This is a genomic window from Chimaeribacter sp. YP20170169, from assembly GCF_056739715.1.
Genome location: NZ_CP176824.1, coordinates 834,404 through 860,901, shown reverse-complemented (window position 1 = coordinate 860,901; position 26,498 = coordinate 834,404). Strand labels below are relative to the sequence as shown.

The window sequence follows — 26,498 nt, the reverse complement described above, 5'->3', positions numbered from 1 at the left end:
TCAACTTTTTTGCTTTCCTGCGGTCATACTGGAACCCTGTAAAGGTTCCCAACTGCCGAAAGGTTTATTATTATCGGCATCCTATGCCCTAAAGGAATGTGATTACTATGCGCTGTAAATTGCTGACTGCCGCCGCTGTGGTACTTGTTACGCTTACCACAGGCTGTTCCACACTGGAGAAGGTGGTTTATCGGCCTGATATCAATCAGGGGAACTACCTCTCCCCTGCTGACGTAGCCAAGATTCATACCGGCATGACCAAGCAGCAAGTGGCTTATGTGTTAGGTACGCCAATGATGCAGGACCCGTTTGGCAGCAATACCTGGTTCTATATCTTCCGCCAGCAGCCAGGGCATGAGAGTGTCACCCAACAGACGCTGACGCTGACCTTCGACAGTAGCGACGTGCTGACCAATGTCGATAACAAGCCAGCACTGGCAGGACAGAAAGAAGAGTAACGGCTGAAAGCCAAGCAGAGTGACGCGGTTGCGACTCGTTACCTGCTAAAAAATAAGGGTGCCTCTATGGGCACCCTATTTTTTTGTGGCTCGCTCAGCGCGCTGGCGCCGTAGCTCTTTCGGATCGGCAATCAATGGGCGATAGATCTCCACCCGGTCGCCATCCTGTACCTCATCCGTCAGCTTGACCGGCCGGCTATAGACGCCAACCTTATTGATACTCAGATCAATGTCACTACGCTGTTCAAGGATGCCAGAGGCCTCAATGGCCTGCTGGACGCTGCTGCCCAACTCCAGCTTCACGCTGCGCAGGTACTGCCGCTCGGGCAGCGCGTAGACCACCTCAACCCGGATCTCAGGCACTGTAGACCTCTTTCGCGCGCTGGGTAAACGCTTGTACCATACTGCTCGCCAGTTCTTTGAAGATCCGGCCGAATGCCAGTTCAATCAGCTTATTGGTGAACTCAAAATCCAGGTTGAACTCAATTTTGCATGCATCCGGGCTTAGGGGAGTAAAGTGCCAGCCGCCCATCAATTTACGGAACGGCCCATCGACCAGATGCATCTTGATACTCTGGTTGCTGGAGAGCAGATTACGTGTAGTGAAGGTTTTGCTGATCCCCGCTTTCGCGACATCCACGGCTGCCATCATCTCGCCCGGCCCCTGGGTTAATACCCGGCTACCGGTGCAGCCTGGCAAAAATTCCGGATAGGAATTAACATCGTTTACCAACTGGTACATTTGCTCAGCGCTGAATGGCACTAACGCAGAACGGTTGATCTGGGGCATATCGTTTCCTGTGTGTCATAAAACGTACAGATAATAACATTTATCTGCGCTGTGACAAAAAACTGCTTCACATCATATGCTCACAGAGCATAAAAAGGCTAAGGGCCTCAGGCTCAAGGGATTTCATTCGCCACTCCATGCGGTATAATAACAACCACTATGACTAAGAAAAAAGCACATAAACCCGGTTCCGCAACCATAGCGATGAACAAGCGCGCCCGCCACGAGTACTTCATTGAAGAAGAGATCGAGGCTGGCCTTGCGTTGCAAGGATGGGAAGTTAAGTCGCTGCGCGCTGGCAAAGCCAACCTTAGCGACAGCTATGTTGTTTTCCGTGATGGTGAAGCGTACCTGTTTGGTGCCACCATTACCCCACTCAACGTTGCCTCCTCCCACGTAGTGTGTGAGCCGATGCGCACCCGTAAGCTGCTGCTGAACCGTAAAGAGCTCAGCTCGCTGTTTGGTGCCGTAAACCGAGATGGTTACACCATCGTGGCGCTCTCGCTCTACTGGAAAAATGCCTGGACGAAGATCAAAATCGGCGTCGCCAAGGGTAAAAAAGAGCACGACAAACGTGAAGACACTCGCACCCGTGAATGGCAGGTTGACCGTGCGCGTATCATGAAGAATGCCAATCGTTAAGTGACTGGCATTACGTGGTAATCTTCTGTTATACTGTCTGACAGACACTTGGGGCTGATTCTGGATTCGACGGGATTTGCGAAACCCAAGGTGCATGCCGAGGTGCGGTAGGCCTCGCTAAAAAACCGCAAAAAAATAGTCGCAAACGACGAAAACTACGCACTAGCAGCTTAATAACCTGCTTAGAGCCCTCTCTCCCTAGCCTCCGCTCTTAGGACGGGGATCAAGAGAGGTCAAACCTAAAAGAGATCGCGTGGATGCCTTGCTTGGGGTTGAAGCGTTAAAACTAATCAAGCTAGTTTGTTAGTGGCGTGTCCATCCGCAGCTGGCAGGCGAATGTAAAGATTGGACTAAGCATGTAGTACCGACGGCGTAGTAATTTCGGACGGGGGTTCAAATCCCCCCAGCTCCACCAAATATGCTTCCGGTTATCACCAGATAAGGCCGGAAACCCTAAAAGCCCGCAACTTCGGTTGGCGGGCTTTTTTGTGCCTGCCGTTCAGCCACTCCTCTGCTTCGCGATTCTTAGCGCGCTATTTATAGCAGCTGCCGTAAGGCCGGAGTGAAGTAGCGACAGTGGATTTTTGTATATTGTAATAAATTTAGTATGGGTGTCAGACGTTGGCCGGGCACTTATTATTGGGTGCGAATAGCATAATAGGAGGGAAAATAGGCCGCTGTCTTACGATGGGCTTTAGTTATCAGCGCTTACAATGTGCTTTTAATGCCGCGGAAGTACGGCCTGAATCAGGGTAGGATATTAAACGTCAGTGAGTCACGTTCAATAAGTGAAGTGTAGAGGAACTTGATATTGCCTGACATCCCTGTCCAGGCGATCTTACGGCTTATACGAGCAACTCAAAGATAGTGAAGCTCTTTTCGGTTATAGACTACGGATCCTGCGGGTACGTCCTTATTTACAAAGGTCATGGCACCGATCACCACATTATCGCCAATCCGGAGATTGTCACCAATAATGCAGCTGTTTGCCCCGACTTCGACGTTATCCCCGATATAGATCTTGCCTGCCTGATCAAGATGGCGAATGCCAATGGTAACGTTCTGTTTGATATAGAAATTTTTGCCAATAACGCTGCATTCGGCGATCACGATGCCTACATAGTGCGCAATACGTAACCCTTCGCCAATCTGGGCACCCAGCTTAATATGCAGGCCATACCGATTACGTAATTTGCGGTTAAAGTTGACCGCATGTTTTTTATACTTGTTATTAAGGTAGAAGTAATTGGCGATACGCCACCAGAAGTAGAAACGTCGGTCCGGGCACTTGAGGACTTTATGGATGGTTTTCAGCCATGAAAACTCTTTGTCGGATTTCATTACCTCAATGCGCAGGCAATTTTTGAGGTGTTCAACGCTGGCATGGTAATTTTCATTTTCTGCGGTGGGTGGGCTGAGTGAAGATGTCAAAAGCACAGAGAAACCACTTAATCGGTTGAATTTATTTGCATTGTGCCACTGTCGACACAGACATTTCCAGAATTCTTAACATTGTAAATTATTTGCATTTCATGGTAAAGGCACTGGGCAAACCTGTCTCTTTTTGCGTTGCATGTAGGATTGTCTATTTGACAGGTACTCCTCGCGCCAAAAAAAGCACACCCTAAGGTGTGCTGTGGGAAGGAGGGAAAACGATCAGCCCTGCCGGTCTTCGGCAGCCTCTAGCACCATTTTCTGTGGCATGGAGAGGGAAACCTTTTCAGCGCGCAAGCGCTTCAGAATGTCATATAGCAGCTCGCTCTTCGTGCTGCTCACTACGCGTGGGCTGGTAACGTAGCCCGTCACGCTCAGTACAATGCCGGTTGGTGCCAACTGGCTGAAGGTCACTGAGGGCGCTGGCATTTCCAGGATAGACTGATGCTCTTGGTAAGCCTGCAACAGAATGCCGCGCACCTGCTCCGGGTCGATATCCAGCGGGAAGGTCAGCGCGATGGTGGCTACCCCCTGGGCATTGTTCATCGTCGCGTTGCGCACGTTCTGCGAAATCAGCTGGGAGTTCGGCACAATCACCGTTGAGCGGTCAGAGAGTTGGATCTCGGTGGCGCGCACATTGATGCGGCGAATATCCCCTTCTACCCCACTAATGGTAACCAGATCGCCCACCTTGACCGGTCGTTCGGTTAACAGGATCAGGCCAGAGATGAAGTTTTTCACAATCTCCTGCAAACCAAAACCGATGCCCACTGACAGCGCACTGACGATCCAGGCCAGTTTGTTCCACTGGATGCCCATTGCCGACAGGGTAATCAGGATCACCAGCACGTAACCTACGTTGCTGAACAGTGTCACCAGCGAGGCGCGGATGCCCTTGTCCATCATGGTTTTTGGCAGGAAGTCGTTGTCCAGCCAGCGGCGCGCGCTACGCAGCACCACCATGCCGACCACCAGACAGATCACCGCGTTGATCAGCTGCGACGGCACAATGTTGAGCTTCTCCAGCCCCTTGCCACCCCAGATATCGACCACTTTGCTGATCAGCTCCAGCGGCGTGGTAGTACCAAAGGTGCCGTTAAGGATAGCTACCACCGCCAGCAGGATCAGGATGCTTTTGCCGATGGCGGAGAGCAGCGTCGCGGCCAGCGTCAGGTGGCGATCCTGAATGTTGAGGGAGTGCTTGATGATGCGGCCGCTGGCGGTATTGGCCGAAAACAGGCTCTCGCACACGTCGGTGACCAGATGGATCAGCAGGTAGAGGCAGCCCAGCACCAGCCCGATCCAGACCAGTTCATAGGAGAGGAAACGTGCCAGCGGGATATAGCCCACCAGCACAGCCATCAAAATGACGAAGGCCGTGACGCTGGTTGCCAGGTGAGCCAGCCCGACCAGCGTGGAGCGCGCCTCTGGGGTCTCGCCCTCGGCGATGTAGCGGCGGCGCAGGCGGTTAACGCGCATCGGACCGATGAAGGCGGTCAGCGCCACCAGCAGCGAGGCCAGGCCACTGCCCATCAGGCTGGTCACCACGCTGACGCCAATCAAGTTGTTCAGTTGCTCCATCGCGCCAAACACCAAAATGAAGCTGGCGAGCATCAGCGGGAAAGGTCGCAGCGTCTGGGCGATCTCATTGGCCATGGTCGGCAAGCGCCATGAGGGGTGCTGGTTGGCGAGCAGCGCCTGCCCCAGTCCGGCAATCAGCGCCGAGAAGAGGCTCAGGCCGACCACGCTCTCCGCGTAGTCGAGCACCATCTGGCTGGCACTCCCCTCACGGGTCACGATCTGGCACAGCAGCTGGGCGGCAATCCCGACCGAGAGCAATACGGTCAGCACGGTGCCGGCAGCCAGCGCACTGCGGCGCAAGCGCCCCTCCGGCAGTGCTTTCAGCACCAGCCAGGTGAGTGGCTTGTCCAGCAGACGGCGGCCAAACAGGCCAATCGCCAGCGCGGCCACCAGCAGCGCCGCGGAACCGTAGCGCCACTCCGGCTCCCAAGCTGTCGACCAGCTCGCGTGCAGTTGCTCGGTAAAGCCAGTGAAACGGCGGGCATCATTGGCCTGCCCATCCAGCAGCGGTGACCAGAAATGGTGGCCCAAAATGCTGCCGGTGTTAAGCGCCAGCTGGGTCTTCAGCGCATTGCGGCGCAGGTTGGTGATCTGGGCTGACAGATTGGTGGCGGCCGCGTTGATGGCGCTGGCCTGATCGATCTGGTCTTTCAGCTGTTGCTGGCTCTTGTTCAGGCTGGTGCGCTGGCGCGCGACGTCGGCGGTCTCCGCCAGCGCGTCATCGGCCGGCTCCGGCCCCAATACCGCCAGTTGCGCCTCGGCCTGCGCCAGAGCCGGTTGCAGGGCCGTAGACAGCGCATCAGCATCGGCGGCCAGTTGCAGCGTGCTGTCATTCAGGGCGCTGAGCTTGTTGTCGCTGGTGGTGTTCGAGACCTGCTGCTTGATGTTGTCGAGGCGTTTTTGCAGCTGGGCCAGGGTGGCGGGCGCATTGATCGCCGTTGGTTTGGCACTCTCTTCGCCCGTTGCGGCAGCATCGGGGGCGGCATGGGCGACTTGGGACATCAGGGGGATAAACAGCAAAAGAGCGTAGAGCAGGCGCCTGAGGCGCAAAGGTGTGGTCGGCATAGCAGGCTTTTTCCGTTAGTGAACTGGCAATCGCGTCTGACTTTTCGCGCCTGATGGCGTCACGCAGACTTATTTCCACCGTGAATAATAACCATAAAGCACCACGCTGCGCCCCAGATTATTCGGGAAAACCATGAGGCTGCCGGAGAAGGGCACTTATCCGCTGGTTAAATTACGTGCAAATAACCCGTTGTAAGGTTTGATAAAGCGGAAAAGTTGAGGGATATGCCAAGGTGTTGACCCAGATCAATAAATTTTGCTGAAACACCATTTTTTGCTTCTATCACGTATAACGATCGCCACATAATGTTATTTAAAATTAAATTATGTTTAAGTTATTCTGTATGTTACCTCACTGTTGCCCTCACAGCTTGACGTATAAGGAGATCCTGATGGAGTGGAGAGTCATTGATAGTGTGGTGTGCACGCGCAGCAACATGACCTTTGTCTGCGTGATTTCAGCTAAAAGTTTAAAGTTGATTGTCTGGACAGTCACCGATCTGGCCCTGCGGCCCGGTGACCGCCTGACGCCCCATCGGCAGGGTTACCAGATCAATCACGATCCGGGGCGCGTCATCAGTGTGGTGAACGCAACGCCCTTTCGCTCCCGCCTGTGGCAGTCACTGTTGCAAAGCCGCCCCGGCCGCGAGCAGCGGCTGAGTGACCGGGATGCCCTTTCACTGTAGTTCACCCTTCGCGCCCGGCCATCAGATAAAGTCTGAAAACTCCCCCGCCCTCCCCTTGACCTGATAGGCTGCCGTCATAGTGCTATCAATGGAGGTGTGGAGCGATGTTGCAAATCTGGGGAAGAAAGACCTCATCCAACGTGCAGGCGGTAATGTGGTGTGTCGGCGAACTGGGGCTGGATTATCAGCGCTACGATATTGGCCACTGCTATGGCGGCACCGATACGCCAGAGTTTTTGGCCATGAACCCTAATGGGCTGGTGCCGGTGATTCAGGATGGGGATTACCCCCCGCTGTGGGAGAGTGGCGCGATCCTGCGTTACCTGGCCGCCCGCTATGCGGACGCGGCCTTCTGGCCTGCAGAGGCAGCGGCGCGCGCGCCGGTGGACATGTGGGCCGAGTGGGCGAAGCTGAATATCTCGCAAAACTTCACTGGCCCAATCTTCTGGCAACTGGTGCGGACGCCGGAGCGGGAGCGTGATGCAGAGAAAGTCAGGCAGGCGATGGCAAAGCTGGTGCCTTTTTTGCAGATTGCCGACGCGCGACTGGCACAGCAGCCGTGGCTGGTGGGGGAGCACTTTACGCTGGCGGACATCCAGTTCGGCCACCTGCTCTACCGCTACTATGACATTGCGCTGGAGCGGCCCGACCTTCCCCATCTGGCCGCCTACTACGCGCGCCTGACAGCGAGGCCAGCCTATCGCCAGCATGTGATGATCTCTTATGAGGCGTTGCGGGTGGTGTAAGGGGGAAATCTGCGGGCCGGGCGGCCCGCAGGTATTCAGGCATCCAGGCACTCCGCCAGTACCCAGACGCTGACGCTGCCACCGTTGCAGGTGAAAACGCCATTGCCCTGTTCATCCGTGGTAATGGTCTCCTCGCGCAGGCCCAGGTAGTCCCGCCACTCGCGGTTGGCCAGCGCCTCGCCAAGGGCAACGCCCTTCTCGCCATCCGAGCCATTGGAGAGCACCACCACGCAGCCCGGAGCCTCATCCGTGCCACTGCGGGTAAAGGCGATGCAGTTGGCATGGTCGAAGTAGTCGGTTTGCACCCCGTGGGCGAAACGCTGGCGCGCCTTCAGCAGCGCGGGCAGCTCCGCCACCGCGGGCAGGTCGATGTGGTGCTCATTGCCATCCTGGCCGCGATCGTCATAGGCCACGCCAAACAGATCCGGATAGAAGATGGTTGGCACGCCCTGCTCACGCAGCAGGATCAGCGCGTAGGCCAGCGGCTTGAACCAGCTCTCCACGGGCGCTTCCAGCGCCTGCAGGGGCTGGGTGTCGTGGTTGCCGACAATGGTCACCGCATGGAAGGGATCGTCTGCCAGCAGCGAGCCGTCAAACAGCGTGCAGAGATCGAAATCCTGACCCTGCTTCGAGGCATGGTGGAAATTCATGTAGAGCGGCACATCAAACAGCATGGTGCGCCCTTCGACCTGCTCGATATAGTGCTTGAGCACATCGAGATCCGGCGACCAGTACTCCGCCACCACCAGCATCGGCTGGTCGCGCAGCGTCTCCACATAGGCCAGCCAGTCCCGGTAGAACCACGCCGGGATGTGCTTCACCGCGTCCAGCCGGAACCCGGCGCAGGGGACCTGCTCCAGCAGCCAACGCGCCCAGTACTCCAGCTCGCCGCGCACTGCCTGATTGCGGAAGTCGATGTTTGCCCCCATCAGGTAGTCGAAGTTGCCCAGTTCGCTGTCTACCTCTACGTTCCACCCCTCGGCGGTGTAATCATTGATGATTTTGAAAACGCCGCTCTCCTCCGGATTATCAATGTGATCCACGCCACTGAAGCACTTGTAGTCCCAAACGAATTGGGAGTACTTGCCCGCGCGGCCGGGGAAGGTAAAGCGAGTCCAGGCTTCGCACTCCACCACCTCATCATCAATGTCCGTGCGGTTACCCTCATCAACGCGGTTAACCTTCACCGGCTCTTTCTCATCCGCCCCCATTTTGTGGTTGAGCACCACATCCATCATCACGCCCACCCCCGCGCTGTTCAGCGCGTCGGCCGCCCGCAGCAGCCCTGCCTTGTCGCCATACTTGGTGGCCACACTGCCCTTCTGATCGAACTCTCCCAGGTCAAACAGATCGTACACGTCGTAGCCCACTGAGTGGCCCCCCGCAGACCCTTTATAGGCCGGCGGCAGCCAGGTGTGGCTGATTCCCAACTCCCCCAGGTAAGACGCTTGTTGCTCGACTTCTGCCCACAGCTTGCCGCCCTCCGGGTAATACCAGTGAAAGAATTGCAAAATAACGGGATTGTTCATCGGGTGAGACTCCACTTCTCTGAAGGTAGGAGAAGTATGGTCTAAAAGTATGCAAAAGAAATTTTGCCGCAGACTATTTTTTCCGGTGCGAATTAATGGTTTTCGCGTAGAGAAGGAGCAAATGAGGAAAGAGGTAAACCGCGTTTCGGGGGTCGAGAGGTGCTGCAATTCGTTACGGCCCGGTTTTCGACCCGCCGTGTTGCCTGTTATAGCGGTACAACGGCCAACATATTGAGCTTTCAGCACAATCTGTTGCCAATGGCAGACAGAATAGTCTGAATCCTCGGTCAGGCGGCCTGCCAGCGCGGATTTCTCTGGATAAATTTTTTGCCGCGCACTAAGGTTCTGCCTGACAGGGATGTGGCAAACCGTTTTTCCTCTGCCGTTATGGCACTGTTTTAAGAGTTGAAAATGATGAAAAGATTGACCCTGATGTGCAGCGCCCTGCTGCTGAGCACCCTGTTGAGCGGCTGCATCTATCCCCACCACGGCCACCACCACGGGCATGGCCACGGTCACCACTACGGCCACCGCTACTGATTTCCTTTCCCGGTCTGGCGCGGCGGCAGCTTGCCCGCCGCGCCAAGGGAGACCGGACACCCGCCAAGGTTATTTTTTCAGCAGTCAGCTGCGACATTGTGGCCGGGATTATCCCATTCGCGGCAGAAGCGGATACACTCAGGCTGGAGATCGGACGCCAGCCGGCGACCGGCAAGCTGGAGAGCAGACTGACAGATGACATGGATTATCATTGCCGCACTGATCGCGGTCTTTGTCGCCGGTTACCTGGTGATGACGGCAGATACCCGCAAGGCCAATGATTCGTTGGCTTCCCTGCTGCGGATCAAGCCGGTGGTGATTGAGTCAATGCTACTGGAGATGGGCAAACGCCAGAGCCAGATGTTTACCCGTGCCATCAGCAGTGGTTACGCGGAGGAGCTGCGCAAGGCGGCCTATATCGTGTTTATCTACCACACCTTTATCCGCGACGACTCGCCAGAGAGCATCCTCCATTGGCGTGACGTGCTGATCCGCGCGCACCTGTCACCGGTGCTGACCAATGAGCACGCTGAACAGGCGCTGTTCTACTTTGCCGAGCTGGATCTGGATCCGTTTGAGCTGGCGCAATTCCGCCGCCACTACAACGAGACCTATAACCAGATCCACCTGGTATAATTATTTGAAGACATTCTCCAGATAGCTGGCCAGCAACTGGCGCGAGCTGAATCCGTGCGGAATGCCGTAGTGCAGCCCGCCGCTGCCAGAGGTCTCACGCGGGAACTCCGTATAGTGCTCGCTGGCGCGCATCTCCGAGGTGGGTTGCGCAAAACGCAGGCTGAACTCCTTAAGCGCTGGGTGGATCACCAGCGCCGTGCGGCCAAAGCGGGCCTCGCGGTTGACGTACACGTAGTGCACGCCGCGGCGGTAACCGTAGGTTTTATCATCTACATAGTCCCGCTCAAATCCTGAACCTTCCAATACCCGTGCGACTTCATCCGGCCGTAAATACATTGTTTCTCCTCACATCCTAAACAGCCAAGCGACCTTACCGTATTGGCCCGATCAGACAATGCCTTTATCCTGCATTCTGGACGATTTCAGAATATTCTCCACCCGGCTGGTGTAATTACCGGCACTGCCGCAAGTTTCTGGCGGTTTATTGCGCCGGCCCCGCTGGCCGAGCCAGCGTCAGGCGCAGGGTGATCAGCGCCGCCACCCCAACGGTGATCGCCGCCACCAGATAGATGGAGGCAATGCCAAAGTGGTTGATGATCATCCCCGCCACCGGGCCAGTCAACCCCAGCCCGAGATCCAAAAACGCAGAATAGAGCCCCAGAGCTGTCCCTTGGTTCTGCACCGGCACCTGCTTCACCGCCTCCACGCCCAACGCCGGGAAGACCAGTGAGAAGCCAGCGCCGGTCAGGAACGCCCCGCACTCCACCAGCAGCGGGCTGCCGGCCTGCCAAATCAGCAGCAGCCCTGCCATCTCGAACAGGAATGAGACCAGTGAGACCTTCAGCCCACCGTGGCGGTTGATGTTGTTGCTGAACAGTAACCGGATGCCGACAAAGCCCAAGCTGAACAGGGACAGTGAGAAGGCCGCACCCTGCCAGCCGCGCTCGCCGTAGTAGAGGGTAATAAAGGTGGCGATGACACCGAACCCGATGGTGCCCAACCCCAGCCCAAGGCCGTAGGGCCAAATTTTGCCCACCACGGCACTGAAGGCGATGCGGTTGCCAGCCACCACCGAGATGGGTGATTTGCGCGCGGCCAGCAGCATGGCGATCACCACCGCCAGCACAATCACCCCGGCCACGCCGGCCAGCCCCCAGCGCTGGTTAAGCCAGACGCCAAGTGGCGCGCCAATCGCCATGGCCCCGTAGGTCGCCACCCCATTCCAGGAGATGACGCGGGCGGTATGCAGTGACCCGACCGCCCCGATGCCCCACAGGGTGGAGCCGGTACTGGCGAAGCTCTCGCCGACGCCCAGCAGTACGCGACCCGCGCAGAGCAGCATCAGGCTGAGCAGCGGCTGCCCACCCGCCAGCCACGCCAGCGCATAACACAGGCCGCTGAGGCCACAGCACGCCAGCCCAAACAGCACCACCCGCTTCGGCCCCAGCATGTCCGCATAGCGCCCGGCGTGTGGCCGGCTCACCAGCGTCGCGAAGTATTGCGCGCTGATAATCAGCCCCGCCAGTACCGAGTTATAACCAAGATTGTGATGGACAAAGCCCGGCAGCACCGCCAGCGGCAGGCCAATGGTGAGGTAACAGACGAAGGTAAACAGAACAATGGAGAGGATGCGCTTGTTCAGCTGCGAAGTGCTGATTGCATGACTGGCAGACATCGGCTGGCCTGATAAAAAGTGAGTTAAGTGAACAGCATAGCGCCTGCGCCGCCATCAGGGTATGTGGAAATCGTGAAAAAATTTAACAATCAGTCAACGGCAGGAGGGGGAGTTACAGCAGATCGTCGGTGATAAACAGTGCCCAGGCTGCCGCCAGCCCACACAGGGTCAGCCCAGCCAGAAAGAGTTCAAACCAATAGCGTTTCAGCATGGTTGCCACCGTCCTGATGCTAAAAAAACGCCCGTACAAGACGGGCGTTATCAACGGGTTTGGCGGTCAGAGGGTGTCTGCCGTCACGCCTGTTCCTTATGCGGCAGGCTGTGCTGCAGCTTTCTTATGGGTCACTTTTTTGTGGTGCTTTTTAGCGGCCTGGGCTTTCTGGGCAACCGGTTTGTGGGCCGCTTTTTGGTGGTGCTTTTTAGCAGCCTGAGCTTTCTGCTCAGCCGGCTTGGTCGCTTTTTTGTGGTGCTTTTTAGCAGCCTGGGCTTTCTGCTCAGCTGGCTTGGTCGCTTTTTTGTGGTGCTTTTTGGCAGCCTGGGCTTTCTGCTCTACCGCTTTCTTGGTGGATTTTTTATGTTTTTTCGCAGCCTGAGCTTTCTGGGCAACGTGTTTTTTATGCGCTTTGTGGTGCACGGTCTTCGCGGCCGGAGCGGTCGCAGCCGGTGCAGTGGTGGTGGCCGGAGCGGTGGTTGCCGTTTCCGCAGCGAACGCTACAGAGGACATACCCAGGGTAGCGGCAACAATCATGGCGACGATCTTTTTCATAACATTCCTCAGCGTGTTTGGGATCAGCCCGGGGGTGGGCCGGTGAAATGCAGTCTACGCAGATTCTTCACCGCACTCCGTGAGTGATTGGTGTCGCTACGTAACGAAATGTACAACCGCGCAGGGGAGTCATGGCATGAAGGGCGCGCCAGGTGCCAGCTTATCTTGGGGAAGCCCCATTCAGGCGTTCCCTATTCGTAAACTTATTGAGTGTCTGAGCAAGAATCCTTATGTATTGTATGCAGGGAAGCGTGTCCCGCAGGGCAACGTCATGATTCTTGCCAAACCACTGCGCCTTTTGGCGCGGGGAAAAGAGGCGGAGGCCTATTTATCGCTGCTGCATCTCGCTTTTACCAGGTCAGGCATCTCTACGCGCTCCCCCAATTCCATCATCACAATGGCACGACAAGCGGCAATCAGCGAACTCTGCGCCTCTTGTATTGCGGCATTACTGTGGGGCGAGCAACTTGCAACTTTCACTATGCTGCCATCATCCTTTTCATAACTGGATAACCAGACGTTATATTTATCTATTAAACGGCCAGCCTGCCCCCAGTTAGCAGAGGGCTGGTAATACTCAGGGAATCCATCGCCATGCTGAAATACCACGCCCTGCTCGCACCAGACTGTCTGTTTGGTCGCAACGGCCACGGCCCAGTCAAGGAAGATCCCCTCCAGGTCTTTCGTTGCAACAGTGATTGTTTTCATTGCTTAATACCTTTCACTCATGCATTTTCTTTATTATTGAGGCGGTCATTACTCTGTTGCGGCAATAAAATGCCAGCAAATTCATGCTGTTAAAGGCGGGTCAATGCGATGGACTGTAACCAGGTTAAATGGATAACTTACAGGTCAACAAATTAAAACAGCGGGATATTGCCTCGGTAAAAATGCCGCCCGAAGGCGGCGAGGCGGAATAGTAGCAGAAGGAGACCAGCGGCGTCAGCTAGTAAACGCTTATAACGCAAGGTTGCCATGCACCCTATCTCGCGCACGGATTTTTATATGACGACCCGGCCTAAAGAGACAGGCTTGCACCACCGGTTTTTATAAGCGCCTGACATAAAGCCATAGGAGTAGTGCAGAACGCAGTTTTTATCCCCTGCCTCCTGATGTAAAGAGGTTAAATTCTTCCACATCAGCATGGTGCCCAATGCGCCGGCATTCATGTCCATTCGATAGCCAATATTGATAAAATCAACAAAGAGACCGGCTTTGCTAGCGACTGACAACAGCAGCTGAATGGCAACCGGCTCATTATTCCTGAACATCACATGGCCTTTGAAATGGTGATGGAAAGCCTGGAAGAATGCCAGATTAAGATCCTGGTCTTTTACCTGAATATTTCTTCTCGCTTGGTACAGTTCGCTATAAATCGTGAAAAGTTGTTTTCCATCCAGTTGTTCAACAGAGATGAAGTCACCACCACTGTTAAGAAAGTTTCTTATTTCCCGCTCTCTGGTAGAGATCGTCTTTTTTGAAAAGTCTGTATCAATGCTTTTAGTAAAAGCAGCTTTTCTTTTACTTAACACATTATAGGACGTATTGATAAATTGCTTATGTTGCAGAGGATGCAAGCATTTTGAACGAAAAGGAAGGATAACCCTGCTTTCAGTCTCGCGGCAAAATGGCACATAGATTGACGAGGACGGAATAGGCAGCGATGAAAATTGCCGGGAGGAATTTTTAGCATCATTGACTAGCCATCCATTATCTACACAGACGCTACCCATGGTTTTCTTCTTTTTCTCATAGGCATAAAATTTAAAGGACGCACCGTGCTGTAACATAAATTCGATGAATTCTGGTGCCGATTCACAATTATATCCATATTCAGAGCATGTACCTTGGTAATCCTGAAAAGAACATTCACTCCACTGAAGTAATTTTGGGATAATCATGATTCTAGTTTATTTTTGATGTGATTTTTCAATCGCGCCCTGTGCGATGCGCATATCCTGTACTTATCTGGTGTAGGTAAGCGGCCGCATTTTAGGATAAAACTGATCGTCAAAAAAGTACAAATTGTATTTAAAATCAATAAAGTATTGTTCCTAACCCTCCCCTTTCCAGCCACCAATATCCCATCTTGGTCAGCATGATCCTGCGGGCCAGGTTGCATTTCCGGTGTCTTGCGCGCGCCTTGGTGGGCATCAATTAACTACGCTAATCTTTGGAAGGTTGCCCCATTGGCGGCCCCGCCCCTGCGCGTGATTTGGTCTATGCTTTAAGGCAAACCATGCGAAAGGGAGAAGCAAATGTTTAAAAGATCGGAAAAAATTGAGCGTAACCTCGATCAGGATGTCTCGCTGCTGGCGGATACATTGGATGGGGTGCTGCAATCCTCACGTAACCGCGGTCATGAGACAGCGGAGGCGATCCGCAGCCGGGCAGAGGATGTGCTGCGTAATAGCCGGGCGCGCCTGCATGAGGTGCCGCCTGCACGCGAACTGGCCGGCAAGGCCAAAAGCGCCCTCAAAGATAACCCGTGGAAAGGGGTTGGGTTGGGTGCCGCCGTGGGTGTCGTGGTCGGTATCCTGCTTGCCCGCCGCTAACCCTCTGTTCTCTCGCTGATAATAACTCTCGCGTCTCTTATGCCGGGGCTTTCCCCCCGGCCCCCTCGCAAATCCTGGCTTTTCCTATCACATCCATTATCAAAAAAATTTTTTAACGCTTGACGCCCGGCTGCTGCGGGCTGGCGCTCGCACGTGAACACCTTTCACTCAAACACTATATATTGTGTGGTTGCAATATTTAGGATCAATATCTAGTATTTTTAGCAACACTACAGCGCAGGCGGCCCGTCCGTTTTGTGCCTTAACATAGTGAATATGGCGCTCAGTAGGCCTCTGTAATACCGGGGGAGCCGCAGAGCAATGCCCTGACGACATATCATAAACGGAAATGCGAATCATGAGCATTATTATTTACAGTAAACCGGATTGTGTTCAGTGCAACGCCACCTACCGCACGCTCGATCGCCAGGGCATCGCCTATCAAGTGGTGGATCTGACCACCGATGAGGCTGCCCTGCATCATGTCAAATCCCTCGGTTATCAGCAGGTGCCAGTGATTGTCGCTGGCGATGCCCACTGGTCGGGCTTCCGCCCTGACCTGCTCAGCACCCTAAGCGCCACGCATCAGGGGTAACGGATGCACCCGCTGGTCTACTTCTCCAGCAGCTCCGAGAACACTCACCGTTTTATCGGCAAACTCGGACTGCCGGCCATCCGCATTCCGCTGGCGCGCCAGCGGGAGCCGCTGCGCGTGTATGAGCCCTATATTCTGGTGGTGCCGAGCTATGGCGGCGGCGGGATGGCAGGCGCGGTGCCGCCACAGGTGATCCGCTTTTTGAACCAGCCGGAGAACCGCGCGCTGATCCGCGGGGTGATCGCCGCTGGCAATACCAATTTTGGGGAGGCCTATGGCATTGCTGGCCGGATCGTGGCGCAGAAGTGCCAGGTGCCCCTTCTCTACCGCTTTGAGTTGCTCGGTACGCCGGGCGATGTCGATAACGTCATTAACGGAGTGACCACATTTTGGCAGCGACAGAACTCGCTCTGACTGAGCCGGCGCTTGAGCGCCCGGACTACCACGCGCTGAACGCGATGCTGAACCTGTTCGATGAGCAGGGACAGATCCAGTTTGATAAAGACCGGCTCGCCGCCCGTCACTACTTCCTCCAGCACGTTAACCAGAACACCGTATTCTTCCATAACCTGGAGGAGAAGCTACGCTATCTGGTGGCGGAGGGGTACTACGAGCAGGAGGTGCTGGCGCGCTATACGCCGGCCTTTATCAAACAGCTGTTCCGCCAGGCCTACGCCCATAAGTTCCGTTTCCAGACCTTTTTGGGCGCGTTCAAGTACTACACCAGCTACACGCTGAAGACCTTCGACGGCAAGCGCTATCTGGAGCGGTATGAGGATCGCGTCTGCATGGTGGCGTTGACGCTGGCACAGGGTGACACCGCGCTGGCGCAGAAGATGGTGGATGAGATCATCAGTGGCCGCTTCCAGCCAGCCACCCCTACCTTCCTCAACTGCGGCAAGAAGCAGCGCGGCGAACTGGTCTCCTGCTTCCTGCTGCGCATCGAGGACAACATGGAGTCCATCGGCCGTTCGGTCAACTCAGCGTTGCAGCTCTCCAAGCGCGGCGGCGGTGTGGCCTTTATGCTGACCAACATCCGCGAGGCCGGCGCGCCGATTAAGCGCATCGAGAACCAATCCTCGGGTGTCATCCCGATCATGAAGATGCTGGAGGATGCCTTCTCCTACGCCAACCAGCTTGGCGCGCGTCAGGGGGCCGGCGCGGTCTACCTTCATGCGCACCACCCGGACATCCTGCGTTTCCTGGATACCAAGCGCGAGAACGCCGACGAGAAGATCCGCATCAAGACGCTGTCGCTGGGCGTGGTGATCCCGGACATCACCTTTGAGCTGGCGAAGAACAATGAGGAGATGTACCTCTTCTCGCCGTATGACGTGCAGCAGGTGTATGGCGTGCCGCTGTCGGAGCTGTCGGTCAGCGAAAAGTACCGTGAGATGGTGGCGGACAAGCGCATCCGCAAGAAGAAGATCAACGCCCGTGAGTTCTTCAAGATCCTGGCGGAGATCCAGTTTGAGTCCGGCTATCCCTACATGATGTTTGAGGATACGGTGAACCGTGCCAACCCGATCGCTGGCCGCATCAACATGAGCAACCTCTGCTCGGAGATTTTGCAGGTCAATAGCGCCACCGAGTATGGCGAGGATCTCTCCTACCAGCACATCGGCAAGGATATCTCCTGCAACCTCGGCTCGCTGAACATCGCCCACGTGATGGACGCGCCGGACTTCGGCCAGACGGTGGAGACGGCGATCCGCGCGCTGACCGCGGTCTCTGACATGAGCCACATCCGCTCGGTGCCCTCGATTGAGCAGGGAAACCACAGCTCCCACGCCATCGGGCTTGGGCAGATGAACCTGCATGGCTATTTGGCGCGCGAGCGCATCTATTACGGCTCGGAAGAGGCGTTGGACTTCACCAACCTCTACTTCTATACCGTGGCGTACCACGCCCTGCGCGCCTCCAACCAGTTGGCGATTGAGCGGCAGACGCAGTTCGGCGGCTTTGCGCACTCCGCCTATGCCAGCGGCGCCTACTTCGACAAGTACCTGGAGCCGCGCTGGCAGCCGAAAACCGCGCGTGTGAAGGCGCTGTTTGAGCAGGCCGGCATCCACATCCCGCAGGTCGCCGAATGGGCGGCGCTGAAAGCGTCAGTGATGGCGCACGGGCTGTACAACCAGAATTTGCAGGCGGTGCCGCCGACTGGCTCCATCTCCTATATCAACAATGCCACCTCCAGCATCCACCCGATTGTGTCGCGCATCGAGATCCGCAAGGAGGGCAAGATTGGCCGCGTCTACTACCCGGCGCCCTTTATGACCAATGACAACCTGGAGTACTACCAGGATGCCTATGAGATTGGGCCGGAGAAGATCATCGACACCTATGCCGAGGCGACGCAGCACGTGGATCAGGGGCTGTCGCTGACGCTGTTCTTCCGCGATACCGCCACCACCCGCGACATCAACCGGGCACAGATCTACGCCTGGAAACGCGGCATTAAAACCATTTACTACATCCGCCTGCGGCAGATGGCGCTGGAAGGCACCGAGGTGCAGGGCTGCGTCTCCTGCACGCTCTGACCGGCGCAACGAATTAAGGGATAACGATGAGTGTTTTAGTCGCGCCAGCACGGCGCATACACAAGGCGATCAACTGGAACCAGATCGAGGATGACAAGGATCTGGAGGTGTGGAACCGGCTGACCGCCAACTTCTGGCTGCCGGAGAAGGTGCCGCTCTCCAATGACATCCCCTCCTGGGCGACGTTGACGCCACAGGAGCAGCAGCTGACCATCCGGGTGTTTACCGGCCTGACGCTGCTGGATACGGTGCAGAACGTGGTGGGCGCACCGGCGCTGATGGAGGATGCCATCACCCCGCATGAGGAGGCGGTCTACGCCAACATCAGCTTTATGGAGGCGGTGCACGCCCGCTCCTACAGCTCCATCTTCTCCACGCTCTGCTCCAGCACCGACGTGGATGACGCCTTCCGCTGGAGCGAGCAGAACCGCACGCTGCAAAACAAGGCAGAGATCGTACTCTCGCACTACCGGGGCGGCGATCCGCTGATGAAGAAGGTAGCCAGCGTATTCCTGGAGTCGTTCCTGTTCTACTCCGGTTTCTACCTGCCGATGTACTGGTCAAGCCGTGCCAAACTGACCAACACCGCCGACCTGATCCGGCTGATCATCCGGGATGAGGCGGTGCATGGCTACTACATCGGCTACAAGTTCCAGAAGAACTTGCAGCAGGTGGATGAGGCCCGCCGCCGCCAGGTGAAGGCGCAGGCTTACGACCTGTTGCAGGATCTGTATGAGAATGAGCTGCGCTACACCGAAGAGCTGTATGACGGCGTCGGCTGGAGCGAGGATGTGAAGAAGTTCCTGCACTACAATGCCAACAAGGCGCTGATGAACCTCGGCTATGAGGCGCTGTTCCCGGCGGCGATGGCGGAGGTCAACCCAGCGATCCTGTCGGCGCTGTCACCCAATGCCGACGAGAACCACGACTTCTTCTCTGGCTCTGGCTCCTCCTATGTGATTGGCAAAGCGGTCAACACCGAGGATGAGGACTGGGATTTCTGATCCTGACGCTGGCCCTCGGGCCAGCGCCACGGGTCAAGGCTGGTAGGGGTGCACGGCGCACCAATGGTCGGCGATATCCTGCCGACGGCAGATCCAGACGCGCTCATGCTGCTGGATATAGTCGAGGAAGCGTTGCAGCGCGCGGAACCGCCCCGGCCGCCCCAGTAGCCGGCAGTGCATACCGATGGAGAGCATTTTTGGCGAGGTTTCGCCCTCGGCATAGAGCACGTCAAAGCTGTCTTTCAGGTAGGTGAAGAACTGTTCGCCGGTGTTGTAGCCCTGCGGCGAGGCGAAGCGCATGTCATTCGCCTCCAGGGTGTAGGGGATGATCAGGTGCGGCGCGCGGCGGCCGTCACTGAGCGTGACCTCGCTCCAGAACGGCAGATCGTCGCCGTAGTAGTCGCTGTCATACTGGAAGCCGCCGTGCTCCACCACCAGCCGACGGGTGTTTGGGCTGTCGCGGCCGGTGTACCAGCCGAGCGGCGCGCGGCCAAACAGATCCTTTAGGATCGCCACCGCCTGCGTCAGGTGCTCGCGCTCGCGCGCCTCCTCCATCTGCTGGTAGTGGATCCAGCGCCAGCCGTGGCTCACCACGTCATACTCCGCTGCCTTGATCGCCTCAACCACCGCCGGGTTGCGCGCCAGTGCCATCGCCACGCCAAACACCGTCAGCGGCAGGCCGCGGCGCACAAACTCCTGATGGATACGCCAGAAACCCGCGCGCGAACCATATTCATAAAGGGAGTCCATCGACATATGGCGCTCAGGGTAGCTGGCCGCGCCAATGATGTCTGACAGAAACTGCTCCGAACCGGCATCGCCGTGCAGGACGTGGTTTTCACCGCCCTCCTCGTAGTTCAGGACAAATTGCACCGCGATGCGCGCCCCGCCCGGCCAATTGGCGTGGGGCGGCTTGCCGGCGTAACCCATCAGGTCACGCGGGTAGTGTTCGGTAAAGGCATAGTCGGGCTGGCTCTCTCGTCGGTTATCGTGCATAACCACTCCTTGTGATGGAAAAAATTACCGTTCATTCAAACCGGCAAAGCGCCCGGAGAGCGGCTTCGCCAGCGGATAGGCCAGATCGCCCTGCTTGCTGGTGCGCAACCCCAGCGCCGCCAGCGCCTCAATCATCTTGACCGCGGCGCTGACGCCGTCGATCACCGGCACCCCCAGCTCATGGGTAAGCTGGCGCGCCAGATCCGCCATGCCGCCGCACCCCAGCACCACCGCCCCGCTGCCATCACGCTCGATCGCCTGAATGCACTGCGCGCGCACCTTCTCCTGCGCCACGCCGCTGCCATCCTCCAGCGCCAGCACCGGCAGGTCGATGGCGTGCAGCCCGGCGCAGTGGCGCTCGAAGCCATACTGATGCAGCAAATGGCGGGCAATCACCAGAGTGCGCGGCAGGGTGGTAACGATGGAGAAGCACGTGGCCACCAGCGTGGCGAAGTGCATCGCCGCCTCGGCAATGCCAATCACCGGCGCGCGCGCCAACTCCCGCGCCGCCAGCAGGCCGGGATCGCCGAAACAGGCGATGATGTGCCCATCCACCCCCGCCTCACGCCCCAGCCGCACCTGCTCCAGCACCCCCAGTGCGGCCACGGCCTCATCAAAATGGCCTTCAATCGAGGGCGCGCCCTCCTGCGGGCAGACTGCCAGAATCTCATTGCCCGGCGCGGCCACCACGCGGGCGGCGGCGGCGATGGTGGCGGTCATCGCCTCGCTGGTATTGGGATTGATCACCTGAATCACTAATGGACGGGGAGGCATGGTTTACTCCTTACTCGGTAGGGTCGCCTGGAACGGCGCGAAGATACGCGCGAAGTCCGGCAGGGTATCGCCTGCTGGTTCGAAGCGCAGGCTGCCGACAATGGCGTCAAAGTGGCGGTGCATCTGGGCCACCAGCGCGTCAACATCGCGCTTTTTCAGCAGCGCCAGCAGGGCATCGTGGTCAAGACAGCGGCAGCCCTGCTGCCAGGGCGCGCCCCATGCCGCCACCACCAGCGAGGATCGCAGCGTGAGCTGGGAGACCAGCTCGGTCAGTACCGCGTTGCCGGAGATGGCCTGCAACTGCACATGGAAGGCCGCCGAGAGCCGGATTGCCGCCGCGCCGTCGTGCGCCTCATGCGCCTGCTGCTCCTCGCTGACGATTTTGCGCATCGCCGCCAGATGCGGCGGCTGGCAGTGGGCCACCACCGCTGGCAGGTTGGCGCACTCCAGCATTCGCCGGGTGGCGAACAGATCGCGCGAGGTGTCGATGTCTGGCGTAGCGACCTGCGCACCACGCTTGGGCGTCAGGGTGATCAATTGCACTGCGGCAAGGCGCTGCAATACCCGGCGGATGCCGGTGCGGCTGACGCCAAATACCTCGGCCAGCGCCTCCTCGGGCAATTTGCTGCCCGGCAGTAGCTGGTGCTCGACAATTGATGTCACTAGCGCGTTGAAGATGTGATCGTCCTTATCCAGTGTGAAGTAGGCTGAATTCAGCCCGTCCCAGCTTGTCATCGCGTCACTCCGTATACCGTTTATTGCTCAAATCGTATACAGAGCGTTTCCATTCTGTATACAAAAAGAACACCTTTTTTACTTAGCTTTAAAAATCTGGCCTGGATCCTGCACCGTTGCTGCCACTGTTTTTGTATTCGGGCGCTCGCGCCTGACACCCTCAAAAGTGGCCTGTCCTGTAGAGGAGCACGTTTTATGCCAAATCTGGAAACCCATGCCGCCGGGAGTGATACCCGGCCCAATGCCGCCAGCATCAAGCCCTTTTACAGCCCGAAGCTGTGCAACGAGGATCTGGCCCCGACCAAAAACCAGAGCTGGAGTTGGTACAACATCTTTTCGTTCTGGATGTCTGATGTACACAGCATGGGGGGTTATGTGGTGGCCGCCAGCTTCTTCACGCTGGGACTGGCGAGCTGGCAGGTGCTGATCTGCCTGCTGGTGGGCATCTGCATCGTGCAGCTGTGCGCCAATCTGGTGGCGAAGCCGAGCCAGATGGCTGGCGTGCCCTATGCGGTGATTTCACGTCAGGCGTTTGGCGTGTTCGGCGCCAACATCCCGGCGGTGATCCGTGGGCTGATCGCCTTCGCGTGGTACGGTATCCAGACCTATCTGGCAGCCAACGCGCTGATGCTGGTGCTGCTGAAGTTCTATCCCTCACTGGTGCCGCTGACCCACAGCCAGTGGCTGGGGCTATCGACGCTGGGCTGGATCTGCTTTGGCATCATGTGGTTGTTGCAAGCCATGGTGTTTTGGCACGGCATGAACGCCATCAAACGCTTTATCGACGTCGCAGGCCCGGCGGTCTATGTGGTGATGCTGGCGCTGGCCGGCTGGATCCTCTACCAGACCGGGCTGGATAACCTCTCCTTTACCCTCTCCAGCAAGGTGCTGACACCCGGCCAGCAGACTTGGGAGATGATCACCGCCACCGCGCTGGTGGTCTCCTACTTCTCCGGCCCGCTGCTGAACTTTGGTGACTTCTCGCGCTATGGCAAAAACATGCAGGAGATCCGCCGCGGCAACCGCTGGGGGCTGCCGTTCAACTTCCTGCTCTTTTCGGTGGTGACGGTGGTGATTGTGTCGGGAACGCAGAGCCTGTTTGGCCAGATGATCACCGACCCGATTGAGACGGTCAGCCGCGTCGGCAACAGTCTGGCGGTGGCCATTGGCCTGCTGACCATGATTACCGCCACCATCGGCATCAACATCGTGGCGAACTTTGTCTCGCCAGCGTTTGATTTCTCTAACTGTGCGCCGCAGAAGATCAGTTTCCGTACCGGCGGGATGATCGCCGCCGTTGGCTCGGTGCTGCTGACGCCATGGAACCTCTTCCAGTCGCCAGAGCTGATCCACTATACGCTGGATGTGCTGGGTGCCTTTATCGGGCCGCTGTTTGGCATCCTGGTGGCGGATTTCTATCTGGTAAAACGTGGCCAGGTGCATACGGATGACCTGTTCAACGCCACGCCCGCCGGGCGCTACTGGTATCGCAACGGCTTTAACCCGAAGGCGATTGCCGCGCTGCTGCCAGCGGTGGCGATTGGGTTGGTAATAAGCTTCACACCGGGGCTGCACGCGGTAGCGAACTTTAGCTGGTTTATTGGGGTAATGTTAGGTGGCGGGGCGTATCGGCTGATTGCACGCCGCGAGGCCGCAACGGCCGCAGCGCCAGCTTACCTACAGGCGAGGATGGGGGAAGAGACGCGCTAAAACGACGAAGCCCTGAGTTATTGCTAACTCAGGGCTTCTGAATAGTTGGCGGTGCGGACGGGACTCGAACCCGCGACCCCCGGCGTGACAGGCCGGTATTCTAACCGACTGAACTACCGCACCGCGCTGTTGTTCCGGTTGAGAACGAGGCGAATATTACGGTCAGCCCGTGCATCCGTCAATGCTTTTTCTTTTAAAAAGATTCGTTTGCACGCTTTTTCCACAATCCGCCGATTAATGCTGCAAGACGCGGAAAATTCAACCGCGCCACAGGCAGCTTCCGCCCTTCTTCATCACCAGATCGAGGCGCGACTCATGGGCAACAACCTCTTCATCACTGGCGTAAACCACGGTCAGCCCACTACTTGGGCGCGCAATGCGTTGGATGCCCTGCTCGGTGTTCTGCGCCTGATTCTCCCCCTCCATCGAAAATGAGAGCGAGGTCTGGCCGCCGGTCATCGCCAGATAAACTTCCGCCAGGATCTCGGAGTCAAGCAGTGCGCCGTGCAGCGTACGCTTGGTGTTGTCAATCTGGTAGCGATCGCAGAGCGCATCCAGGTTGTTGCGTTTGCCGGGAAACAGCTTGCGCGCCATCAACAAACTGTCGGTGATGGTGCAGAAGGTGTCAGTTTTCGGCAGGCCACGCTTCAACATGCCGAACTCGTAGTCCATAAAGCCGATATCGAACGATGCGTTATGGATCACCAGCTCGCCGCCGCGGATAAAGTCGAGGAACTCGTCAGCGACGTCCGCAAAGGTCGGTTTGTCCGCCAGAAACTCATCGCTGATGCCGTGAACGCCATATGCCTCTGGGTCAACCAGTCGGTCTGGCTTCAGGTAGACGTGGAAATTGCGTCCAGTCAGGCGGCGGTTGATCACTTCAACCGCACCGATCTCAATAATACGGTGTCCTTCGTAATGCACCCCCAGCTTGTTCATGCCGGTGGTTTCCGTATCCATAACAATCTGTCGTGTAATTGCAGTGCTCATAGGGTTGGTTTTGTGTCAGACTTGGCTTTTACATTGAAGGAAGAGTCTACCAGAGATGCGTAAACAGGTAGAAATTTTCACCGACGGTTCTTGCCTTGGCAATCCCGGTCCCGGTGGCTATGGCGCGATTTTGCGCTACAAGCAGCATGAAAAGTGTTTCAGCGCCGGTTACCGGCTCACGACCAATAACCGGATGGAGCTGATGGCCGCCATCGTCTCGCTGGAGGCACTCACCTCCCCCTGTGATGTGGTGCTCAGCACCGACAGCCAATATGTGCGTCAGGGAATCACCGGCTGGATCCATAACTGGAAGAAGCGCGGCTGGAAAACCGCGGACAAAAAACCGGTGAAGAACGTCGATCTCTGGCAGCGGCTCGATACCGCCATCTCTCACCACCAGATTACCTGGGAGTGGGTCAAAGGCCATGCCGGCCACCCGGAGAATGAGCGTTGCGATGAGCTGGCACGCACCGCCGCCAATGCGCCCAGCTTTGAGGATATCGGCTACCAGCCAGCCTAAGGCAGGTCGCGGTAACTCTTTACGGCACCCACGGCCCGGCTCAGGCTGGGCTTACGCAGGCCTACGCGCTTGGCCGTAGGCGTCAATGGCAAAGTCCGTTTGCGGGCCACCATCACCCCCACACACCCCAACGCCGGCAGATGGGCGCTCAGCATCTTTCCGCCCTGCCGACCCCACGGCAACACATGTACCCGTGAGTGATACATCACTTCGTAATTCAGCAAGCCAAGCCAGTCGTGCAGCCGCATCTGGGTAAACATCTGCGCCGCCATCGGCTGCCGATGGCGTACCCACGGCAATAGCTTTCCCACACCCAGCAAACTGAACAGGTTAAAGTTGGTCATCACCAGCCAGCCGTCATCAATCAACACCCGATCCACCTCGCGCAGAATGCGATGCGGATCGCGCGCATAGGCCAGCGTATGGGCGATCAAACAGGCATCAACGGACTTTTCGGCAAACGGCAGTTGGACAGGATCGGCCAGCACCTGTAGCCCCTCGCCGCACAGCCCTACGTTGACCTGATGAGAAATCGGGCACTTTTCACTGTCGATGCCAGCGCTCAGGTTGCCAAGCTTTAGCAGATGATAACCATACATTTTTGGCCACCACGGCTGCAGCTGCTGCTCCAGCGCGGCGCGAAATGCCTCGCCCCGAGGAATCTCTTCCCAGGAGCGCGGCAGGTACAGAGTGTTGGACGGCGGCAGGGTTTGCATGTTTTATTATCTTCTTTCAAGCGTTTGCCAACGAGGTGTTCTATGAATCTTATCAGCATTCCCGCTCTACAGGATAACTACATTTGGTTGCTTGATGACCAGCAGGGTACGGTCATTATTGTCGATCCTGGCGAGGCGGCACCGGTGCTGGCCGAGCTGCGCCAGCGAAACCTGATACCCACTGCCATTTTGTTGACGCACCACCATCATGACCATGTGGGCGGCGTCGCTGAGATTATTGATTGCTATCCGCAGGTTACTCTTTATGGCCCGCAGGAAACCGCCAGCAAGTTTACTCAGAATACTCTGAAACAGGGTGACGATATCACGGTAGGGCAGCAAACCTACCAGATTTTCGAGGTGCCAGGGCACACATTAGGCCACATTGCGTACTACAGTGCGCCTTATCTGTTCTGTGGTGACACGATGTTTTCAGGCGGTTGCGGACGACTTTTCGAAGGCACCGCACAGCAAATGTACCAGTCGTTTCAACAGTTAACCGTTTTACCAGAAGATACATTAGTATGTTGCGCACACGAGTACACCCTCAGTAATCTTAACTTTGCGCATCATATTTTACCCACTGATCGCGATATAGAAACATACCGTCAACAAGTGCAAGAAACACGTAAAAAAGGGCTACCAACAGTACCTACAACCCTCAATTTAGAGCACAAAATTAACCTATTTTTACGTTGCCATGATACTGATTTACAAAAGAAATTAGGATTTATCTTACCAGTTAGTGAGCCTTGGCAAGTTTTCGCCCGTTTACGCGAGCGGAAAGACAGTTATTGAACCTTTTTCTTGTGTTG

At 56.8% G+C, this 26,498-nt stretch carries 29 protein-coding genes, 1 tRNA gene and 1 other RNA gene; 15 read left to right on the top strand and 16 right to left on the bottom strand.

Annotated elements, in window-relative coordinates; genetic code table 11:
- Positions 1-107 precede the first annotated feature (107 nt).
- The gene (gene bamE / locus ACK3SD_RS03950) at positions 108-458 is read left to right on the top strand and encodes an outer membrane protein assembly factor BamE (protein ID WP_481126833.1); all 351 of its coding nucleotides are present in this window, start codon (positions 108-110) and stop codon (positions 456-458) included.
- A gap of 75 nt (positions 459-533) precedes the next feature.
- Here bamE and ACK3SD_RS03945 read toward each other — a convergent pair whose 3' ends face one another.
- Entirely contained in the window at positions 534-821 is a 288-nt protein-coding gene (locus tag ACK3SD_RS03945) for an RnfH family protein (RefSeq protein ID WP_481126832.1), read from the bottom strand.
- A complete protein-coding gene (locus ACK3SD_RS03940; RefSeq protein ID WP_137762354.1) occupies positions 814-1,248 on the bottom strand; it encodes a type II toxin-antitoxin system RatA family toxin in 435 nt (144 codons plus the stop codon). The genes ACK3SD_RS03945 and ACK3SD_RS03940 overlap by 8 nt, the downstream gene beginning before the upstream one ends.
- A gap of 159 nt (positions 1,249-1,407) precedes the next feature.
- On the opposite strand from ACK3SD_RS03940, the gene smpB reads away from it, so the two are divergent.
- Together smpB and ssrA are read left to right on the top strand one after the other, a co-directional pair.
- Complete coding sequence (smpB, locus tag ACK3SD_RS03935) at positions 1,408-1,890, top strand: SsrA-binding protein SmpB (RefSeq protein WP_137762353.1); 483 nt, start codon at positions 1,408-1,410, stop codon at positions 1,888-1,890.
- A gap of 50 nt (positions 1,891-1,940) precedes the next feature.
- Positions 1,941-2,305: a transfer-messenger RNA gene (gene ssrA / locus ACK3SD_RS03930) on the top strand.
- Between the two features lie 443 nt (positions 2,306-2,748).
- Here ssrA and ACK3SD_RS03925 read toward each other — a convergent pair.
- Together ACK3SD_RS03925 and ACK3SD_RS03920 are read right to left on the bottom strand one after the other, a co-directional pair.
- On the bottom strand, positions 2,749-3,327 hold the full coding sequence (locus ACK3SD_RS03925; protein WP_481126831.1) for a serine acetyltransferase: 579 nt from the start codon (positions 3,325-3,327) through the stop codon (positions 2,749-2,751).
- A 219-nt stretch (positions 3,328-3,546) separates the two neighbouring features.
- On the bottom strand, positions 3,547-5,970 hold the full coding sequence (locus tag ACK3SD_RS03920) for a DUF3772 domain-containing protein (protein ID WP_481126830.1): 2,424 nt from the start codon (positions 5,968-5,970) through the stop codon (positions 3,547-3,549).
- 392 nt (positions 5,971-6,362) lie between these two features.
- Between ACK3SD_RS03920 and ACK3SD_RS03915 the strand changes: the two genes are divergently transcribed.
- Together ACK3SD_RS03915 and ACK3SD_RS03910 are read left to right on the top strand one after the other, a co-directional pair.
- Positions 6,363-6,656: a hypothetical protein gene (locus ACK3SD_RS03915; RefSeq protein ID WP_168195800.1), complete on the top strand. Its 294-nt coding sequence runs from the start codon at positions 6,363-6,365 to the stop codon at positions 6,654-6,656.
- Positions 6,657-6,760: 104 nt separating this feature from the next.
- Complete coding sequence (locus tag ACK3SD_RS03910) at positions 6,761-7,402, top strand: glutathione S-transferase family protein (protein WP_481126829.1); 642 nt, start codon at positions 6,761-6,763, stop codon at positions 7,400-7,402.
- Between the two features lie 35 nt (positions 7,403-7,437).
- Here ACK3SD_RS03910 and amyA read toward each other — a convergent pair whose 3' ends face one another.
- Entirely contained in the window at positions 7,438-8,931 is a 1,494-nt protein-coding gene (gene amyA / locus ACK3SD_RS03905; protein WP_481126828.1) for an alpha-amylase, read from the bottom strand.
- Positions 8,932-9,342: 411 nt separating this feature from the next.
- Between amyA and ACK3SD_RS03900 the strand changes: the two genes are divergently transcribed.
- Both ACK3SD_RS03900 and ACK3SD_RS03895 read left to right on the top strand, forming a co-directional pair.
- Positions 9,343-9,471, top strand: a complete 129-nt coding sequence (locus tag ACK3SD_RS03900) for a hypothetical protein (protein ID WP_481126827.1) — start codon at positions 9,343-9,345, stop codon at positions 9,469-9,471.
- A 195-nt stretch (positions 9,472-9,666) separates the two neighbouring features.
- Positions 9,667-10,107 carry a DUF1198 family protein gene (locus ACK3SD_RS03895; protein WP_137762348.1) on the top strand — a complete coding sequence of 147 codons (441 nt, stop codon included), beginning with the start codon at positions 9,667-9,669 and terminating at the stop codon, positions 10,105-10,107.
- Here the strand turns inward: ACK3SD_RS03895 and ACK3SD_RS03890 are convergent, their stop codons facing one another.
- The 5 genes from ACK3SD_RS03890 to ACK3SD_RS03870 all read right to left on the bottom strand — a co-directional run bounded on the left by ACK3SD_RS03890 (position 10,108) and on the right by ACK3SD_RS03870 (position 14,449).
- Positions 10,108-10,443: a DUF2002 family protein gene (locus ACK3SD_RS03890; RefSeq protein ID WP_137762347.1), complete on the bottom strand. Its 336-nt coding sequence runs from the start codon at positions 10,441-10,443 to the stop codon at positions 10,108-10,110.
- A 145-nt stretch (positions 10,444-10,588) separates the two neighbouring features.
- Entirely contained in the window at positions 10,589-11,782 is a 1,194-nt protein-coding gene (locus ACK3SD_RS03885) for an MFS transporter (RefSeq protein ID WP_481126826.1), read from the bottom strand.
- Positions 11,783-12,089: 307 nt separating this feature from the next.
- Positions 12,090-12,548 carry an acid resistance repetitive basic protein Asr gene (asr, locus tag ACK3SD_RS03880; RefSeq protein WP_481126825.1) on the bottom strand — a complete coding sequence of 153 codons (459 nt, stop codon included), beginning with the start codon at positions 12,546-12,548 and terminating at the stop codon, positions 12,090-12,092.
- 324 nt (positions 12,549-12,872) lie between these two features.
- A complete protein-coding gene (locus ACK3SD_RS03875) occupies positions 12,873-13,256 on the bottom strand; it encodes a phage protein NinX family protein (RefSeq protein WP_481126824.1) in 384 nt (127 codons plus the stop codon).
- 293 nt (positions 13,257-13,549) lie between these two features.
- Positions 13,550-14,449: a GNAT family protein gene (locus tag ACK3SD_RS03870; protein WP_481126823.1), complete on the bottom strand. Its 900-nt coding sequence runs from the start codon at positions 14,447-14,449 to the stop codon at positions 13,550-13,552.
- A gap of 357 nt (positions 14,450-14,806) precedes the next feature.
- On the opposite strand from ACK3SD_RS03870, the gene ACK3SD_RS03865 reads away from it, so the two are divergent.
- The 5 genes from ACK3SD_RS03865 (at position 14,807) to nrdF (ending at position 19,242) form a co-directional block, all read left to right on the top strand.
- Entirely contained in the window at positions 14,807-15,103 is a 297-nt protein-coding gene (locus tag ACK3SD_RS03865) for an ElaB/YgaM/YqjD family protein (RefSeq protein ID WP_137762343.1), read from the top strand.
- 358 nt (positions 15,104-15,461) lie between these two features.
- Positions 15,462-15,698, top strand: coding sequence for a glutaredoxin-like protein NrdH (nrdH, locus tag ACK3SD_RS03860; protein ID WP_137762342.1), 237 nt, complete (start codon positions 15,462-15,464; stop codon positions 15,696-15,698).
- Positions 15,699-15,701: 3 nt separating this feature from the next.
- Positions 15,702-16,112 (top strand): class Ib ribonucleoside-diphosphate reductase assembly flavoprotein NrdI, encoded by a 411-nt coding sequence (nrdI, locus tag ACK3SD_RS03855; RefSeq protein WP_137762341.1) that lies wholly within the window; start codon positions 15,702-15,704, stop codon positions 16,110-16,112.
- Positions 16,088-18,238, top strand: coding sequence for a class 1b ribonucleoside-diphosphate reductase subunit alpha (gene nrdE / locus ACK3SD_RS03850; protein WP_137762340.1), 2,151 nt, complete (start codon positions 16,088-16,090; stop codon positions 18,236-18,238). Before nrdI ends, nrdE begins: the two co-directional genes overlap by 25 nt.
- Positions 18,239-18,264: 26 nt before the next feature.
- Complete coding sequence (gene nrdF / locus ACK3SD_RS03845) at positions 18,265-19,242, top strand: class 1b ribonucleoside-diphosphate reductase subunit beta (protein WP_481126822.1); 978 nt, start codon at positions 18,265-18,267, stop codon at positions 19,240-19,242.
- Between the two features lie 33 nt (positions 19,243-19,275).
- On the opposite strand, the gene puuE is transcribed toward nrdF, so the two are convergent.
- Genes puuE through ACK3SD_RS03830 form a run of 3 tightly spaced genes read right to left on the bottom strand, consistent with a single transcriptional unit; the run spans position 19,276 to position 21,747 of the window.
- Complete coding sequence (gene puuE / locus ACK3SD_RS03840) at positions 19,276-20,238, bottom strand: allantoinase PuuE (RefSeq protein ID WP_481126821.1); 963 nt, start codon at positions 20,236-20,238, stop codon at positions 19,276-19,278.
- A gap of 24 nt (positions 20,239-20,262) precedes the next feature.
- Entirely contained in the window at positions 20,263-21,012 is a 750-nt protein-coding gene (gene hpxA / locus ACK3SD_RS03835; RefSeq protein WP_481126820.1) for an allantoin racemase, read from the bottom strand.
- Positions 21,013-21,015: 3 nt separating this feature from the next.
- Positions 21,016-21,747, bottom strand: coding sequence for a GntR family transcriptional regulator (locus tag ACK3SD_RS03830; RefSeq protein WP_481126819.1), 732 nt, complete (start codon positions 21,745-21,747; stop codon positions 21,016-21,018).
- A gap of 195 nt (positions 21,748-21,942) precedes the next feature.
- Here ACK3SD_RS03830 and ACK3SD_RS03825 point away from each other — a divergent pair, with 195 nt between their 5' ends.
- Positions 21,943-23,457 (top strand): NCS1 family nucleobase:cation symporter-1, encoded by a 1,515-nt coding sequence (locus ACK3SD_RS03825; protein WP_481126818.1) that lies wholly within the window; start codon positions 21,943-21,945, stop codon positions 23,455-23,457.
- A gap of 46 nt (positions 23,458-23,503) precedes the next feature.
- Here the strand turns inward: ACK3SD_RS03825 and ACK3SD_RS03820 are convergent.
- Both ACK3SD_RS03820 and dnaQ read right to left on the bottom strand, forming a co-directional pair.
- Positions 23,504-23,580, bottom strand: a tRNA-Asp gene (locus ACK3SD_RS03820).
- Between the two features lie 135 nt (positions 23,581-23,715).
- Positions 23,716-24,447 (bottom strand): DNA polymerase III subunit epsilon, encoded by a 732-nt coding sequence (dnaQ, locus tag ACK3SD_RS03815; RefSeq protein WP_137762334.1) that lies wholly within the window; start codon positions 24,445-24,447, stop codon positions 23,716-23,718.
- A gap of 55 nt (positions 24,448-24,502) precedes the next feature.
- On the opposite strand from dnaQ, the gene rnhA reads away from it, so the two are divergent.
- A complete protein-coding gene (rnhA, locus tag ACK3SD_RS03810) occupies positions 24,503-24,967 on the top strand; it encodes a ribonuclease HI (protein WP_481126817.1) in 465 nt (154 codons plus the stop codon).
- On the opposite strand, the gene ACK3SD_RS03805 is transcribed toward rnhA, so the two are convergent.
- Entirely contained in the window at positions 24,964-25,683 is a 720-nt protein-coding gene (locus ACK3SD_RS03805) for a methyltransferase domain-containing protein (RefSeq protein ID WP_481126816.1), read from the bottom strand. The genes rnhA and ACK3SD_RS03805 overlap by 4 nt on opposite strands.
- Before the next feature lie 42 nt (positions 25,684-25,725).
- Between ACK3SD_RS03805 and gloB the strand changes: the two genes are divergently transcribed.
- The gene (gene gloB / locus ACK3SD_RS03800; protein WP_481126815.1) at positions 25,726-26,481 is read left to right on the top strand and encodes a hydroxyacylglutathione hydrolase; all 756 of its coding nucleotides are present in this window, start codon (positions 25,726-25,728) and stop codon (positions 26,479-26,481) included.
- Positions 26,482-26,498: the final 17 nt, after the last annotated feature.